Origin of the sequence: Mucilaginibacter psychrotolerans (assembly GCF_004519315.1) — a bacterium.
GTDB classification, from domain to species: Bacteria; Bacteroidota; Bacteroidia; order Sphingobacteriales; family Sphingobacteriaceae; genus Mucilaginibacter; species Mucilaginibacter psychrotolerans.
The window spans coordinates 102,515-119,409 of the sequence record NZ_SOZE01000004.1 but is presented as its reverse complement, the minus strand read 5'-3'; the positions used below and the strand labels follow the sequence as shown (position 1 = coordinate 119,409).

Annotated in this window: 12 protein-coding genes; 7 read left to right on the top strand and 5 right to left on the bottom strand. The window is 45.1% G+C overall.

The window, feature by feature from the left end:
• Window positions 1-200: 200 nt before the first annotated feature.
• Window positions 201-653 carry a hypothetical protein gene (locus tag E2R66_RS06115; RefSeq protein WP_133227809.1) on the bottom strand — a complete coding sequence of 151 codons (453 nt, stop codon included), beginning with the start codon at window positions 651-653 and terminating at the stop codon, window positions 201-203.
• 66 nt (window positions 654-719) lie between these two features.
• Between E2R66_RS06115 and E2R66_RS29385 the strand changes: the two genes are divergently transcribed.
• The 4 genes from E2R66_RS29385 (at window position 720) to E2R66_RS06090 (ending at window position 5,112) form a co-directional block, all read left to right on the top strand.
• Window positions 720-938 (top strand): virulence RhuM family protein, encoded by a 219-nt coding sequence (locus E2R66_RS29385; protein ID WP_262710293.1) that lies wholly within the window; start codon window positions 720-722, stop codon window positions 936-938.
• A gap of 437 nt (window positions 939-1,375) precedes the next feature.
• Window positions 1,376-2,569: a pyridoxal phosphate-dependent aminotransferase gene (locus E2R66_RS06100; protein WP_192901947.1), complete on the top strand. Its 1,194-nt coding sequence runs from the start codon at window positions 1,376-1,378 to the stop codon at window positions 2,567-2,569.
• A gap of 137 nt (window positions 2,570-2,706) precedes the next feature.
• Window positions 2,707-4,131, top strand: coding sequence for an MBOAT family O-acyltransferase (locus E2R66_RS06095; protein WP_133227811.1), 1,425 nt, complete (start codon window positions 2,707-2,709; stop codon window positions 4,129-4,131).
• A 42-nt stretch (window positions 4,132-4,173) separates the two neighbouring features.
• A complete protein-coding gene (locus tag E2R66_RS06090) occupies window positions 4,174-5,112 on the top strand; it encodes a hypothetical protein (RefSeq protein ID WP_133227813.1) in 939 nt (312 codons plus the stop codon).
• A gap of 93 nt (window positions 5,113-5,205) precedes the next feature.
• Here E2R66_RS06090 and E2R66_RS06085 read toward each other — a convergent pair whose 3' ends face one another.
• The 4 genes from E2R66_RS06085 to E2R66_RS06070 all read right to left on the bottom strand — a co-directional run bounded on the left by E2R66_RS06085 (window position 5,206) and on the right by E2R66_RS06070 (window position 12,104).
• Entirely contained in the window at window positions 5,206-5,742 is a 537-nt protein-coding gene (locus E2R66_RS06085; RefSeq protein ID WP_133227815.1) for a hypothetical protein, read from the bottom strand.
• A gap of 597 nt (window positions 5,743-6,339) precedes the next feature.
• Entirely contained in the window at window positions 6,340-9,522 is a 3,183-nt protein-coding gene (locus E2R66_RS06080; protein WP_133227817.1) for an efflux RND transporter permease subunit, read from the bottom strand.
• A gap of 59 nt (window positions 9,523-9,581) precedes the next feature.
• A complete protein-coding gene (locus E2R66_RS06075) occupies window positions 9,582-10,763 on the bottom strand; it encodes an efflux RND transporter periplasmic adaptor subunit (protein ID WP_133227819.1) in 1,182 nt (393 codons plus the stop codon).
• A 9-nt stretch (window positions 10,764-10,772) separates the two neighbouring features.
• Complete coding sequence (locus E2R66_RS06070; RefSeq protein ID WP_133227821.1) at window positions 10,773-12,104, bottom strand: TolC family protein; 1,332 nt, start codon at window positions 12,102-12,104, stop codon at window positions 10,773-10,775.
• Window positions 12,105-12,443: 339 nt separating this feature from the next.
• On the opposite strand from E2R66_RS06070, the gene spt reads away from it, so the two are divergent.
• The 3 genes from spt to E2R66_RS06055 all read left to right on the top strand — a co-directional run bounded on the left by spt (window position 12,444) and on the right by E2R66_RS06055 (window position 16,638).
• A complete protein-coding gene (spt, locus tag E2R66_RS06065; protein WP_133227823.1) occupies window positions 12,444-13,658 on the top strand; it encodes a serine palmitoyltransferase in 1,215 nt (404 codons plus the stop codon).
• Window positions 13,659-13,754: 96 nt separating this feature from the next.
• Window positions 13,755-14,873 (top strand): hypothetical protein, encoded by a 1,119-nt coding sequence (locus E2R66_RS06060; RefSeq protein ID WP_133227825.1) that lies wholly within the window; start codon window positions 13,755-13,757, stop codon window positions 14,871-14,873.
• Between the two features lie 442 nt (window positions 14,874-15,315).
• A complete protein-coding gene (locus E2R66_RS06055; protein WP_133227827.1) occupies window positions 15,316-16,638 on the top strand; it encodes an inositol-3-phosphate synthase in 1,323 nt (440 codons plus the stop codon).
• The last annotated feature ends 257 nt before the right edge of the window (window positions 16,639-16,895 follow it).

Below are 16,895 nucleotides of genomic sequence, written 5' to 3'. Positions count from 1 at the left end.
CAGTAGGGATTGAAAGGGGAAGCCGCCTGCGCGAGGGATTGTGGAAGGGGAGCAGGCGGCCGAAGCGCAGCGTAGCCCGACAAAGCCCGGACCGAAGGCACTGCCAAAAATATTTCTTTGCCCTTATTTGTGTTGTTACCGGCAATTCCTACGTGCGCAGGGTGCTCTATCTAGAGCCCCTGCGTTGGCGGGTTGAAACATTATAAACAAAGTATTTCAACATTCGCCGGCTTATTGAGATCAAACTTCCAAATGCAATCGTATGTACTCATGGCAACCACTTGATCTTGTTCTAAACTCACTTTACAAAACGGATTTGAAGACGTGAAATAAGCGATCCACATGGTATGCCATGTGGCCAAATTTATTACGGCGATAAAGCCATCGTTGCCATAACTACCCTCGCCACAAACCACTTTTAGTGCCCTTTCATTAGCTGTATAATTATCCAAAATACCACAGCCGGCCCAATAAAGTTCTCCTTTCGCCTCAAGTTCGGCAATTGACGTTATAGCTGCCTTTTGTATCTCAAATTTATACCGGGGAGCCCAAGTCGCACTTACTTCAAAAAGCTGTATGGTAGCATCAGAAAAAACGATCCCATCAACTACCGGACAACTTTGATGCGCTAAAAAATGCGTTATTCTTTTCACTCCGATTCTTTATCACGAAATAGAATTTCATTGAGTATAAAAATAATACAATAATTGCTGATTTGCATGCGCTCATGTGCTACGTGCGCAGGGTCCTCTATCGAGAGACCCTGCGTTGACGGGAAAGCGACAACTACTCGAAAAATTCGAGTAGTTCAGAAAGAAGGCAAGCGGGATGTGGGCCGCGACCTTGATTTTTATAATCTTGATGCCATCATAGCTGTTGGCTACCGGGTAAACAGCTTCCAGGCTACGCAGTTCCGTATATGGGCGCAGGGTAAATAATACAATTATTGCCGATTTGCATGCGCTAATGTCCTACGTGCGCAGGGTCCTCTATCGAGAGACCCTGCGTTGACGGGAAATTGCTGATATGCATGCGCTAATGTCCTACGTGCGCAGGGTCCTCTATCGAGAGACCCTGCGTTGACGGAAATTCAGGGTGGTGCAGGATCAGTATTTCGAAAGCGATTTTGATAAAGAGCTTAAAAGATTAAAGAACAATAAGAAAGCTGACCGATAATCCCTGCCATTAGCTTGCATGGCTCGCCACTTTGCATGCCGCTTTGCTTACCGATGGTTGCCACGCTATCGCTCGCAATGACGATGTGGTGAGACGATGCGGTGAATAGATTTGTCGACTTTCTAAATTTGTCAAATGTAAATGCGTTACCCCCACCAGCAATAGATTTTTCTATATTTGCCGCAATAACACAATTTATATGAGCGCATTAAGTAACAGGATAAATAACCTGTCGGAATCCCAGACCATTAAAATGGCAAAAATGGGTCGCGAACTGGCGGCCAAAGGCGTTGATGTGATCAGCCTGAGCTTCGGCGAGCCTGATTTTCACACCCCTGAGCACATTAAGGAAGCTGCTAAAACAGCTATGGACAACAATTTTACCTACTACACCCCTGTAGCCGGTTACCCCGACCTGCGCAAGGCCGTAGTTGCCAAACTGAAGAACGAAAACAACCTCGATTATACAGAATCTCAAATTGTAGTGTCTACAGGTGCTAAACAGGCGCTTGCCAATGCCATCCTTTCGCTGGTAAACCCCGGCGAAGAGGTCATTATCCCTACCCCTTACTGGGTATCGTACTCGGAAATTGTGAAACTGGCCGAAGGCGTGAGCGTTTTTATTGATACCACGGTTGAAAGCAATTTCAAAATTACTGCTGAGCAGCTGGAAGCGGCCATTACGCCAAAAACCAAGCTGTTCATGTTCTCGTCGCCCTGCAACCCTACCGGTAGCGTTTACAGCAAAGCCGAGCTGGAAAGTCTGGCCAAAGTTTTTGAAAAACACCCGGAAATTTACATCCTAAGCGATGAGATTTACGAGCATATCAACTTCATCGGCGGGCACGAATCTATCGCCCAGTTCGATTACATTAAAGACCGCGTTATCATCGTAAACGGCTGGAGCAAGGCCTTCGCCATGACCGGATGGCGCATTGGCTACACCGCCAGCAACAGCGAGATTGCTGCTGCCTGCGATAAATTACAGGGACAGATTACCTCGGGTACCTGCTCTATCACCCAAAAAGCGGGTGTTGCCGCTTACACCGGTGGACTGGAAACGGTACACGCCATGCGCGAGCAGTTTCAGAAACGCCGCGATATTGTGTATGCATTATTAAAAGAGATACCGGGTGTTACGGTTAACCTACCCGAAGGCGCGTTCTACTTCTTCCCGAATGTTACCTCGTTCTTCGGCAAAAGCTACAATGGCAAAACCATTACCGATTCTGATTCGCTAAGCATTTACCTGCTGGAAGAAGCCCACGTGGCCACCGTAGGCGGCGACTCTTTCGGCGATAAAAAATCTATCCGTATATCTTACGCCGCTGCCGAAGATAAGCTGATTGAGGCTGTGCGCAGGATAAAAGAAGCGCTGGGTAAACTGGCGTAAGCCATTAACCTATTACAAAAGAGCCTTATTTCATAAAAATAAGGCTCTTTTTTTTCCCTCGAAAACAGCATTCTGTTATATTTACCCATTATCTGTTAATGGATTTAATCTAAGCCCCGTTGATATAGCATTGTGTAATGGTATTTAACTCTATCCAATTTATTGTTTTTTTTATTGTTGTAACCACCGGGTATTTTTTATCGCCCCATAAATACCGCTGGATATTACTGCTCGTTGCCAGCTGTGTTTTTTACATGGCCTTTGTACCGGTTTACATTTTAATACTGGGCTTTACCATTGTAATTGATTATTTTGCAGGTATTTACATTGCACAGGCGAGCGGCCTCAGGCGTAAATATCTACTCACCATAAGTTTAGCCGCCAATATTGGTATCCTGGCCGTTTTTAAATATTTCAATTTTATCAGCATTAACTTAACGGCTGTTATGCAAACGCTGGGCTGGCATCATGCCTTACCCCTGCTGCAGATATTGCTGCCTATTGGCCTATCGTTCCATACGTTTCAGGCCATGAGCTATACCATAGAGGTTTACAGGCGCAACCAACCGCCCGAGCGGCATTTTGGTATTTACGCCTTGTATGTAATGTTTTATCCGCAGCTGGTTGCAGGCCCCATAGAACGGCCGCAAAACATGATCCACCAGTTTTACGAAAAACACCCCTTTAACTGGCTACAGGTAAATGAAGGGTTTAAACGTATTATATGGGGCTTTTTTAAAAAAATTGTGGTTGCCGATAGGGCCGCACAATATGTTAATGCCGTTTACGACAACAGCAATTACCACTCGGGGGTAGATTTTGCCCTGGCTACCATTTTCTTTGCTATACAGATCTATTGCGATTTTGCAGGCTATGCCGATATTGCCATCGGTTGTGCTCAAGTGATGGGCTTTAAACTGATGGAAAACTTTAGGCGCCCTTACTTTGCAAAAACCGTATCCGAGTTTTGGCGCCGGTGGCACATTTCGCTCTCCACCTGGTTTACCGATTATCTGTATATTTCGCTGGGTGGCAACCGGGTTAAGCTGCCGCGGGCCTACCTCAACCTCATGATCGTGTTTTTAATAAGTGGCCTATGGCATGGTGCAGACTGGCGTTTTATGGCCTGGGGCGCTATAAACGGCTTTTACCTGATATTTGCACACCTGTTTCAATCCTATAAAGATAAACTGCATACGGTTAGCGGCCTACAGCGCCTGGGCTGGTTTTATGCGTTCCTGCAAATCATCACCACGGTTATCCTGATCTCTTTTTCGTGGATATTCTTCCGGGCCACCAGCATCAGTATTGCTATTGATATTATTAAAAAGATATTTACCTCGTGGGGGCACCTGTTTATTCAGGAAAACATTATTTACGTTTTGCTGGGTGCGGGCATATTGTTCCTGTCGGAATTTATAAGCGAATACTATCCGCATAAAAAATTATTTACGCGCAGCAGGTATGCGTTCGTGAGGTGCTTTTCGTATGCATTCATCGTCATTTTAATTATGGCATTGGGCGTGTTTGATGGGGGGCAGTTTATTTATTTTCAGTTTTAATATCGAAGCATTTGCTATGGTGGTTACACTAACCTTTGAGGCATGAACAAGAATTTATGGAAAGTGCTGTTATGTATTTTATTGCTTATTGCACTTGATCGGTTAGTGGGCGCCGGACTGCGGTATTTATATTTTAAACCTGATACCGGCAAGTATCACGACCTTACCTACGCTATTGACTCTACCCGGGCCGAGGTGGTGGTCATCGGCTCGTCGAGGGCATCGCACAGCTATGTATCTCAAGTGCTGGAGGATAGTCTTGGCCTCAGCGTTTATAATGCCGGTATGGAGGGTGCTAAGTTTTTGCATCAATACGCTACTTTTAAAGGTATCACCAGCCGGTACAAACCCAAAATGATCATATGGGATTATTGGGAAGGCCTAAGCTACAGCGAACTGAATTATCTGGAATTGACTACGGTTTCGCCCTATTACTTTACCCACCCCGCTATTCAAAAACTGATAGACGATACCAGGCCGAATGAAAAATACAAGATGCTGTGTGCCGTATATCCTTTTAATTCTTCGCTGGTTTACAACCTCAACAAATCGCTAAGCGTGTATAAAAACAAGGAAAAAAGCACCTCGGTAAAAGGCTGGATCCCGCTTGAACGCACCTGGAACGAGCCCTTAGCCGTGGCAGATAGTGCCGGCGTCGGTTTACCTTTAGATACCAATTGTGTTAAACTTTACACTTCGGCTGTAAAATACTGCCGCGAAAACCATATAAAACTATACATGGTGCAGTCGCCATTTTTTATTGCTTACAGGCACCCTACTTATTACGACGTAGTTGCCCAAAAAATTGCAGCGGAAAATGGTGTGCCCTATTTTAATTTTTTTAACGACAGCACCGCCTTATCCTCGCCGAAATACTTTGCCGAGCCGCGGCATTTGAACGATGAGGGAGCGCATATGTTTACTACAAAACTTGCTATTGCTATAAAAAAAACAGAAGCAGAGCTGCGCCAAAAGCATTAAAAATAACAGGTGCTTAGATTTAACAAAAAACACTAAAAAGGAAAACCCCTCGCCGGTAAAGACGAGGGGTTTTCTTTTTTCAGGTAGCGTTGCTTACAAGCCAAAGCCGTATGCGACACGCAAACCTACTGTACCAAAGCTATTGTTTTGGCCCGAGAAGTTTTCGTAACGTGCACCTAAATCCCATGATTGATTAGCCCAACCAATACCCGGCGAAGCAAGTAATTTGGTGTTTTTGCCATAGTAATTGCGCGTTTCGAACCCGGCACCCACTTCACCACTCACGTAAACATTTTGCGATACGAAGGCTTTAATACCTAATTTCAATGGAATCATTTGGTAAGATGGTACTTTAACGCTTGGGCTGCCGCTTAGTTCTTTACCAAAATAGTTATAAAAACCAGAGGTTAATGTTAAAGCTACATCATCGGCTACGCCGTATTGCAGGCGTGGCGTAATACCCAAGCCAAAATTAGAAGCATTTTTTAAGTTCCCTGTAGGCAAAAGGGCCTCTGCACCAATACCGAAACGAAGGGCGGTTTTTGGGGTTGATTGGGCGTTAGCATTTGTTCCTAAAAATATAGCTGCTGCTGTAAATGCTGCTGCTACTAAGGTTGTCATTTTTTTCATTGTTGTGTTTTTTAGTAATACAATCTTAAATTGTGTTACCTCCCCCTTTACAAATACACTGCCACGTTGCCAAAATTAACATTGCGTTAATATCAATCGGGCTAAAAAATGTATGCGAAAAACGCAACACAACACCTTAATTATTGATAATCAGTCAGGTTTTATACGTGTAAATTTATTAGATGTGCAACACAATGCTCGTATTGGCAATATTAAGTAGGGCGAAATTGTGGGCGATAGAATACAAAACTGTATGCTGTTGCATATAGCAGCCGTTCCCGGAGAACTGTTTTTCATCTGTTTTTCATGCCACGATGGGTTAATGCGGGTATTTTTTAACACAAAACATACAGAGGGAACAATGAGCACGTTGGAAAGATAGTGCCAATGTCCGCGTCGAGAGCTGACTCACCCCGGAGTTCGCTTCGCTGCCCGCCCCTTATGCTTCGCACAGAAGGTGAGCTACAATTTTTCTTCGTCTTCTTTTTACCTTCTTTGCAAAGCAGAGAGGGTGAGTCAAATCGCCCAGCGGCAAAACTCCGCATATCTGCTAAAACAAAAAAAAAGCCCCTTTTTCAAGGGGCCCAAATTCAAAAGCTAATATACTTCAGTGTCTGTTTCTGGGTCGGGTTTGTAATTTTTTTCTAACTCGGCCAGCTTCTTTTTGCCGTAGGCAAATTTGGTGATGATGTAAAACAGCACCGGCACAATAAATATTGCCAATGATGTTGCAGTAAGCATACCGCCGAATACCGTAAAGCCGATGGTTTTACGTGCCTCGGCACCAGCACCCGATGCAAACAGCAAGGGCAGTACGCCCAGGATGAAGGCCATCGAGGTCATGATGATGGGGCGCAAACGCAGTCTTACAGCCTCAAGCGTTGCCTTTTCCAGGTCCATACCCCTATCCACACGTTCTTTGGCAAACTCTACAATCAGGATGGCGTTTTTGGCTGCCAAACCTATCAAAGTAATCAAACCAATCTGTGCGTAAACGTTGTTGGTTAAGCTTTTATCAAACAAGAGGAACAATATCGCGCCGAAGGCACCCAACGGTACAGCCAGCAGTACTGAGAACGGTACCGACCAACTCTCATATAAGGCTGCCAAAAACAGGAACACAAAGCCTATCGACAAGGCAAATATGTATATGGTTTTGGAGCCAGATAACAATTCCTCACGGCTTAGGCCCGAAAACTCGTAGCCGTAACCTTGCGGTAGTGTTTGCGCGGCAACTTCCTGCAGGGCCTTTATCGCGTCGCCGCTGCTATAGCCAGGCTTCGTGGCGCCGTTTATCTCTGCCGAGCGGAAAAGATTGTAGTGCGATATCAATGGCGCATTCTCAATCACCTGATAACTGGTGAGCGTACTCAGGGGCACCATAGCGCCGGATGAGTTACGCACAAAGTACTGCCCAATGTTCTGGATATTCGTTCGATAATTGGTGTCGGCCTGCGTAACCACCCTAAAGTTTCTGCCATATATGGTGAAATCGTTAACGTAAGCGCTACCCAAATACGTTTGCAAGGCACTGTTTACGTCGGATATTTGCACGCCGAGTTTTTTTGCTTTCTCTCTGTCGATAGTAAGCTGGTAAGCGGGCGTATGCGCACCGAAGAACGAAAACGCACGGGCAATCTCTTTGCGTTTGTTCACAGCAGCAACAAAGGTGTTCAGCACTTTTTCAAAGTTTTTGATATCGCCGCCTGCTTGTTTTTCCTGTAAGATGAACGAGAAGCCGCCCGTATTACCCAAACCCGGTATGGCCGGCGGAGAAATTACCACTACGTTGGCTTCTTTAAACCTGGCCATTTTCTTGGTGATGGTGGCAATAACACCTTGCAATTTGTCTTTTTCGTCTTTACGTTCTTCCCATGGCTTCAACTGCACAAATATGGTGGCGCTGTTTGATTTTGTTGCAAAGTTTACAGCATTTAAACCGCCCAATGCTGCATAGTGCTTTATAGCATGTACGCTATCCAATTCGGTCATCATCTCGTGCAATACCGCTACGGTACGTTCTGTAGACGCACCCTCGGGCAAATCGTAGGTAACATACACACGGCCTTCATCCTCCAATGGAATAAAGCCTGATGGTTTGCTTTTGAATAACAATACGGTACCTACTACCACACATACCAGTATAATAACCACAAACTTGGAATTCCTGATACCTCTATCTACTGAATTTCGGTAACGGCCGGTAACCCTATCAAACCATTGGTTGAATTTGAAGAAGAACTTGTTAAGTCCTGTAGATTTATCATCAATCTTGTGCGGGCGCAATAATATGGTACAAAGCGCAGGCGTAAGCGATAAGGCCACAAATGCCGATATCAGTACCGATATGGCAATGGTGATGGCAAACTGCTGGTAAAGCCTGCCCACAATACCGGGTATAAAACCTACCGGCACAAATACCGCAGCCAATATCAGCGCGATGGCGATAACCGGCGCCGAAATATCCTTCATGGCGTGCTTAGTGGCCTCCTGCGGACTCATGCCCTTTTCGTCCATATAATGCTGTACAGCCTCTACCACCACAATGGCATCATCCACCACAATACCAATAGCCAGCACGAAACCGAACAGCGTAAGCGTATTGATGGTAAAGTGCAGCGGTATAAAGAAGATGAACGTACCCACAATAGATACCGGGATAGCCAGTACCGGAATAAGTGTTGTGCGCCAGTTTTGCAGGAAGAGGAAAACCACAATGATTACGAGCACCAGCGCAATTACCAGGGTTTCTATAACTTCCTCCAGCGATACCTTTACTACCGTAACCGATTCAAAAGGCACCACGTAGTTAATATCCTCAGGGAAAGTTTTCTTCAACTCTTCCATCGTAGCTACAACGTTATCGGCCGTTTCTATGGCATTACTACCAGGTGCCTGGTATATCAAAAGGTACGATGCACGTTTACCATCTACAAAGGAGTTACCGGCGTAGTTGAATTTACCCAGCTCTACCCTTGCAACATCCTTAAGGTGTACTATCGAGCCTGTGCCCGGCTGCGTTTTAACCACAATATTTTCAAACTCTGCTTTATTGGTTAAACGGCCCTTTACCAGTACACTGTATTCGAAGGTTTGCCCCTTCATTTGCGGGGTTGCACCTACGGTACCCGCAGCCACCTGCGCATTCTGCTCGGTTAATGCTGCCGTAACATCGGCCGCAGTCATATTCAGGGCAGCCAGTTTATCAGGTTTTAACCATACACGCATGCTGAAATCATCGGCGCGTGTAAACACGTCGCCAACGCCTTTAGTACGCAGCAATGCATCCTTTATAAATACGTTGGTATAGTTATCGGTAAAAGTTACATCATGCGAACCTTTGGGCGAATACATAGCCACCAGCATCAATATGCTCGGGTTACGTTTACGTACGGTCAAACCCAGGCGCTGTACCTCCTGCGGCAGGGTTGGCTGGGCAATACCTACACGGTTCTGCACGTCGAGCGCGGCATTATTGATATCGGTACCAACTTCAAAGTTCACCGTCATGCTCATGGCACCATTACCTGTGCTGTTACTTTGCAGGTAGGTCATGCCCGGCGTACCGTTTACCTGTACTTCTACCGGGGTAGCCACTGTCTGCTCAACGGTTAAAGCATCGGCACCGGTATATGTACCCGTTACCTGTACCGTGGGTGGCGTAATTTCGGGGTACTGGCCTATAGGCAGGCTCAGCATAGACAGCACGCCCACAATCACAATTACCAGCGATATTACGATGGCCGTTACGGGGCGTTTTATAAAAACATCTGCAATCATTATCTATTTCTTTAGCTTAAAAAATGGGGATATGCTCCCTTATCCGCTTTAAGTATCTTTTATTTTTTTGGTGCCGCGCCGGGTGCCGCTGCTGCAGGCCCCTGGGTTACCTTGCCCCCATCACGCAAGCGCTGGAAACCTTCGGTAACTATCTTATCACCGGGTTTAATGCCTTGCATAATAATTACATTGCTTTGTATGCGTTGCCCAAGCACTACTTTCACCTGGTGTGCCAGGGTATCGCGGCGGTCTTTAACCGTTTTATCTGCTGCGGTATCTCTAACGGTAGTATCCCTTACGGTAAACACAAAAAACTCGCCCATTTGTTCGGTAATGGCTTTATAAGGTATCTGCACCCGTTCGCCCGAATTATCGTTCAGTACCTGCAATACGCAGCTCATACCATCACGCAGTACATCCTGCGCATTGGGGAACTGTACCCTTACTTTAATGCTACCGGTTTGGTTGTTCACACCACGGTCTATAGCGAATAACCTGCCGTTTTGGGCGTAAGTGGTCCCATCTGAAAGTTGCAGCTTAAAAGTAGTATCTGATGCATGCTGCTGTAGCTTATAAAAACGGTTGATGTCCTGCTCGTTTATCACTACGTCTACCCCCATTGGGTTACCCGTAGATATAGTGTTTAACAGTGTAGTGCCCGGCGTAACCTGCGCACCCAGCTTTACCTGCGATATACCTATACGACCGGTAAATGGCGCACGAATGGTGGCATAAGAAAGATCAGTTGCTGCAGACGACAACGCGGCCTGTGCAACCGCTACCTGGCCTTTAGCCGTTTCGAACGAGGCAGTTGCCTGGTCTACCGTTTGGCGTGCAACAGCATCTGCCTTCAGCAGCATGTTGTAGCGGTCGATATCTTTTTGTGCCTTAACCAAGTTGGCCTTAGCACTTATTACGTTGGCGTTTGCCTGCTCGTATGCGGCCACGTATTTGCGGCGGTCTATTTCATATAACGGGCTGCCTTTGGTAACTACTTCGCCTTCTTTAAAAAAGATGCCGGTAATAAAGCCGCCTACCTGGCTGCGCAGTTCAACCGAATTGAGCGCAACAGCAATGCCCTGGTATTTATCATAATAAAGGGCTTCGGATTTTTGCGCTTCCACCACGTTTACCGGGGTGGGCGGCAACACAGGCGCGCCCGTGCCTTTGTCTGAACTTTTGCATGCCGAAAGTGCCAAAACACCAGCGGCGATAATAAAGGAGATATAGCTGTTCTTCATATGCTGTATTTATTCGGCCTGCAGGGTACCCAGTGCACGTTGCAGATCGATTTTGCTTGATAATAGTTGAAATAATGCGTTGTAATAATTCAGTTCGGCGGTGCGCAGGTCGGCCTGCGATACAATTACGTCCAGGTAAGTTTTAATACCCTCGCGGTATTGCAAATCAACCACCTTATATACATCCTTAGCCAGCTGCACGTTTTCGCTCAGTACCTGCCAGTTGGTATAATTGCTTTTGTAACTGGCCAGTGCCTGCGCATACTGCGTATTGATGGCATTGCGGGTATTCTCAATATCCAGATCGGTACGCTGCACCTGCAGGCGTGCCTTGGCCAGGTTCTGCAAGCGTTTGGTACCTGTAAAAATAGGGAAAGTAAGACTGAGGCCTACATACGATGTTGGGAAGTTGGCGCTATACAACTTGCTAAAACTATCGTTGAAGTAAGCCAGGCTATAGCCGCCGGTTGCGGATAGCGATGGCAAAAAGCCCCATTTATAATACTGTACGTTGAGGTTCTGCAGGTTTTTGCTGGTCTCCAGCAGACGGTATTCTATACGGTTACTGTAGTTGATAATTTCGTTGGTATCTATCACCGCCTCGGCCTGTAAACGGGCAGAGTCGTATTGAAGCACCAGCCGCCTGGCCGGGTCATAACCCATTACCTGTTTAAGGTATGCGGTTTTGCTTTTGATGGCTTCTTCGGTTTGCTTGTGCGATGCCAGCGCGTTATTAAGCGATATGGTGGCCTGCTTGTAGTCGGTTTTATCCACCACACCGGCCTGGTAGCGTGCGGTGGCATCCTTCAGGCTTCGGCGCAACCTCAGGATGTCTTCTTTAATAATATCCAGTTGGCGCTGCGACAACAGCACATCGTAAAATGCTGTACTTACGTCTGATGCCAGATCTATCTTGTTGCTTTCGGTGTTCTGCTGATAATAAAGGCGCGAATATTTTGATGCTTTGGAAGCCAAAACCACATCATTATTATAGAGTGCCTGGCTGGCAGTAACGCCCAGGCTTGATACATTGTGCGCTATGGCCAGGTTTTGGCCGGTACCATTACCTGCGGCTGCGCCGGTTGGCCGTTGAAAATAGTGCTGCATGCTGCTGCTGCTATTAATCTGCGGCAGCCATCCCGATAGACCTATGTTGATGTCGCGTTCATTGATTTGCTCGTCAACTATTGCTTGCTTAAGCAATGGCTGGTTCTTCAAGGCAAACGCTATGCTTTGTTTTATAGTAAAGGATGTGGTTGTATCGGCAGATGTTTGCGCAAATAGTAAAGCTGGAAAAAAAAGTAGTATATTAGTAATATATATGCAGCTGTTTTTTTTCATAAATATAGTGAAGCGGTAAAAAACGGAAAACGGAGCGAGGGCCTCCGTTGAATCTTGTTTAAATAATAGAGATTGCGAATATGAGAGTTTGCAGAAACAATAGGAAATTGGCAACAGGATTTTTACGTAAATAAGATAATTATTGCATTACGGGCGTCTTTTTTTGTTTTTTTATTACAAATTTCAAAACAGTGACATTGTTTAAATAAAATTTTAATTAATTTGCCTTACGATTGTGAATAGCGCTGTATTAAGATAGTGTAAAAAAATTTGCACATCCAATGCCGCAAATAATGATATTCATGGTATTTTTACAGAAAATTAAAGAAGTGTTAATAAATGGTTAAAAAACTGCACGACAAGATTGCCCAGTTTCAGGATGCGAACATGATCCGGGCGCAGGGCCTGTATCCCTTCTTCCGCCCTATAGAAAGCGGCCAGGATACTGAAGTTATGATAAACGGCAAGCGTGTTTTAATGTTTGGGTCTAACTCCTACCTGGGGCTTACAAATCACCCTAAGATTAAGGAAGCCTCTAAAAAGGCTATTGACAAATACGGCTCCGGCTGTGCTGGTTCCAGGTTTCTGAACGGCACGCTCGATATTCACATCGAATTGGAACGCCGTCTGGCAAACTATGTAGGCAAAGAAGCTGCGGTGTTATTCAGCACCGGTTTCCAGGTTAATTTAGGTGTATTATCTTGCATCACCGGGCGTAACGATTATTTAATCTTAGATGAGTATGACCATGCTTCTATCATAGATGGTACGCGTTTATCTTTTTCCAAGGTAATTAAATATGCCCATAATAACATGGCTGATCTGGAGCGCAAGCTCAGCATCCTGCCAGAAGAAGCCGTAAAGGTTATTGTGGTAGATGGTATCTTTAGCATGGAAGGCGATATTGTAAAATTGCCTGCTATTGTTGAGCTAGCTGATAAATATGGCGTAAACATTATGGTTGATGATGCCCATAGCCTTGGCGTTATCGGTGTAAACGGTTCAGGTACCGCTTCGCACTTTGGTTTAACCAATGAGGTTGACCTCATCATGAGCACCTTCAGCAAATCGCTGGCCTCGCTTGGCGGTTTCATTGCCAGCGATTACGAAACCATTGATTATATCAAACACCGCGCACGCTCGTTAATGTTCAGCGCCAGCATGACTCCCGGCTCTGTAGCCAGCGTAATTGCTGCCCTGGATATCATAGAATCGGAACCGGAACGCATACAGAAGCTTTGGGATAATACCAATTACGCTGTAAAGTTGCTTACCGAAGAAGGTTTTGACCTGGGCGGAACCGAAAGCCCGATATTGCCTATTTACATACGTGATAATGATAGGACATTTATGGTAACCAATTACCTGCAAAACGCGGGCATATTTGTTAACCCGGTGGTATCGCCAGCGGTACCGTCAGACTCTTCGCTGCTACGCTTCTCTTTAATGGCTACGCACACTTTCGAGCAGATAGACGAAGCCGTTGAGAAACTGATAGCTGCCTTTAAAGCTGTTGGCGTTCCTTTACAAAAGTTGGCTAATACCTCCCTGTAAGAAGAAGTTAAATTTACGTTTATACCAAAAAACAATATAAAGCCGATACATTTGCACACCGCATTTGCATCGGCATTTATTTTTAAGCCCCCCAATATGAAAACAATAATTTCGGTCAAATCAAAAAAAGAGCTTGCATCTTTTATTGATTTCCCACATGAGTTGTACAAGAATGACCCATATTACGTACCGGAATTATTCATTGCACAGCGCGACATTCTGACAATACACCCCTTCCACAAGCATTCGTCGTTACAAACATTTTTGGCTTATGATGGCGACAGGATTGTGGGCCGCATAGCCGCTATCCAAAACAATAACCACAATAAGTTCAACAACGTAAATGATGGTTTTTTTGGTTTTTTTGAATGCATAAACGACCAGGAAACGGCTAACCTGCTAATTGATACGGCTATCAAATGGCTTAAAGAAAAAGGTGCCGAAACCATTGTAGGCCCCGTAAACCCATCTACCAACGAAACCTGCGGCCTTTTAGTAAAAGGGTTTGATAGCTCGCCAATGGTAATGATGACCTACAACCCCGAGTACTACATCACGCTGCTGGAAAACGCCGGGTTCAAAAAACAAACCGACCTGTTGGCCTGGCATTGGGATGGCCAGAATTATAACGATAAATCGTTGCAGATGCTGGATAGGCTACAAGAGCGGCTTACGCGCAACAGTGGCATCACTATCCGCAAAATAAACCTCAAGAACTTTAAAGCAGAAGCTGATGCGCTACGCGAGGTATATAATAAGGCATGGGACAAAAACCTGGGCTTTTTCCCCATGACGAATGATGAATTCGATTACACTGCAAAAGATCTGAAGATGATCCTGGATGCTGATTTTGCCCAAGTGGCCGAGCAGGACGGCAAGATAGTAGGCTTCGGCGTGGCTATACCCGATATTAACCAGATATTAAAGACGATTAAGAAAGGCCGTTTGCTGCCTACAGGCATATTCAAGCTTTTGCTCAATAAAAGCAAGATACAAGGCATACGTATTATGCTGCTGGGTGTGATAGATGGCTACCGTAAAATGGGTATCGAAGCTTGCCTTTACGGCAGCATCATTAAAGAGTACAGGCGCAAGGGGCTTAAATATGCCGAAGCCAGCTGGACTTTAGAGAAGAACGACATGGTGAACCGTGCTATTGAAGCTATTGGCGGCGAGCAGTACAAAACATACCGGATATACGAAAAGAAAATATAACGAAACCTTCGCTGTATTATCTAATAAGCTTGTGAAGCAATAAGATAATAATAGTACTAGCAAATTTCAATAGGTAACGGCAGGTGCATATCATTAAGAAATCGTTAAGATTAGGTTCATTTAATTTTCATCTGCCTGTAAACTTTGTAAAATAATTATGGCGGTGACAGAAAATTGACTTATTTGCGGCATCGTTCAAAAATTCAGTTGCTGATTTTTGTTTTGCACAAACCAACAAAGGACTAACCGGCATATCCAGGAGGCGCGACCAGGCATAGCTTTTCAGGCTGCAATAAATGTAGTACAAAGCTTTTAGAAAGAAAATAAATGGCTGTAAGCCTCTATTTTATATTAACAAACAAAACAATGAAAGGCTTATGGGCTTCGCACTTAACAAATCCCATGGCTATTCATTATTCGATCTTTTAAACAACCAATACAAATGAAAATCAACATTAAACCTGCCAATGGTAAACTAGGTATCTTAATACCAGGTTTAGGTGCGGTAGCTACTACGTTAATTGCCGGCGTTGAAGCCGTGAAGAAAGGTATTTCCCAGCCTGTGGGTTCGCTTACACAAATGGGAAGCATCCGTTTAGGAAAGAGAACTGAGAACCGCCATCCAAAAATTAAAGATTTTGTGCCTTTGGCCAAATTGGAAGACATCGTTTTTGGCGGTTGGGACCTATATGAAGATAACGTTTACGAATCGGCTATGAACGCCAAGGTTTTGGAAGAATCGTTATTGAACCAGGTAAAAGAAGGTTTACAGGCTATTAAGCCTATGAAAGCTGCCTTTGATAAAAACTACGCTAAAAACCTGGATGGTACTTACGTAAAAACAGGTACCCGCTACGAACTTGCGCAGCAGGTGATGGAGGATATCAAAAACTTCCAGGCAGAAAATGGTTGCGACCGTGTTGTTTTAGTTTGGTGCGGTTCTACCGAGGTTTACTTCGAAGGCTCTGAGATCCACGAAACTTTAGCTGCTTTTGAGCAGGCATTGATCGACGACGACAAACGCATTGCCCCTAGTATGATCTACGCGTACGCTGCTTTAAAGCTTGGCGTACCATTCTCAAACGGCGCCCCTAACCTAACCGTGGATATCCCGGCTATGATAGAGCTTGCTAAATTAACCCAAACCCCAATTGCGGGCAAGGATTTCAAAACCGGCCAAACTTTAATGAAAACCGTTTTGGCTCCGGGCCTTGCTGCACGTAGCCTGGGCGTACACGGCTGGTTCTCTACCAACATTTTGGGTAACCGCGATGGTTTGGTATTAGACGATCCGGACAACTTTAAAACTAAAGAAGTATCAAAACTTGGCGTACTGGAAGATATCCTGCGCCCTGAGGATAACCCGGAATTGTACGGCGAAATCTTCCACAAGATCCGCATCAACTACTACCCACCACATGGCGATAACAAAGAAAGCTGGGACAACATCGACATTTTTGGCTGGTTAGGCTACAAAATGCAGATTAAGATCAACTTCCTTTGCCGAGATTCTATCCTGGCTGCCCCTATCGCTTTAGATCTTGCTTTGTTTAGCGATATGGCCAAACGCGCCAACATGAGCGGTATACAGGAGTGGTTGTCTTTCTACCTAAAATCGCCGCAAACTGCGCCGGGTTTACATGCCGAGAACGACATCTTCAAACAACTGATTAAGCTGGAGAACACCCTGCGTTACCTGATGGGCGAAGATTTGATTACCCACCTGGGCCTCGATTACTACGACGATATGTTTGCGCAAGCATAATATTCTTTGTATCCATACAACATAAACAGGTTAGGCAGCATTGCCTAACCTGTTTTTTTATTACCTTTGTCCCACCCTAATTGCCTGCACAGTAACAATAATCTTACCCCTTCGATTATTTATGAACTTTGCAACACTACGGTAGTGTTTTCTGCGTATATAGTAACAATTATGCGCTTTAGTCGTCTATCTATCCGGTTACAAGCATGGCAACAGTCTTTCCTGATCACAGTATAAAGCTGTTTTTATTTGGGGCA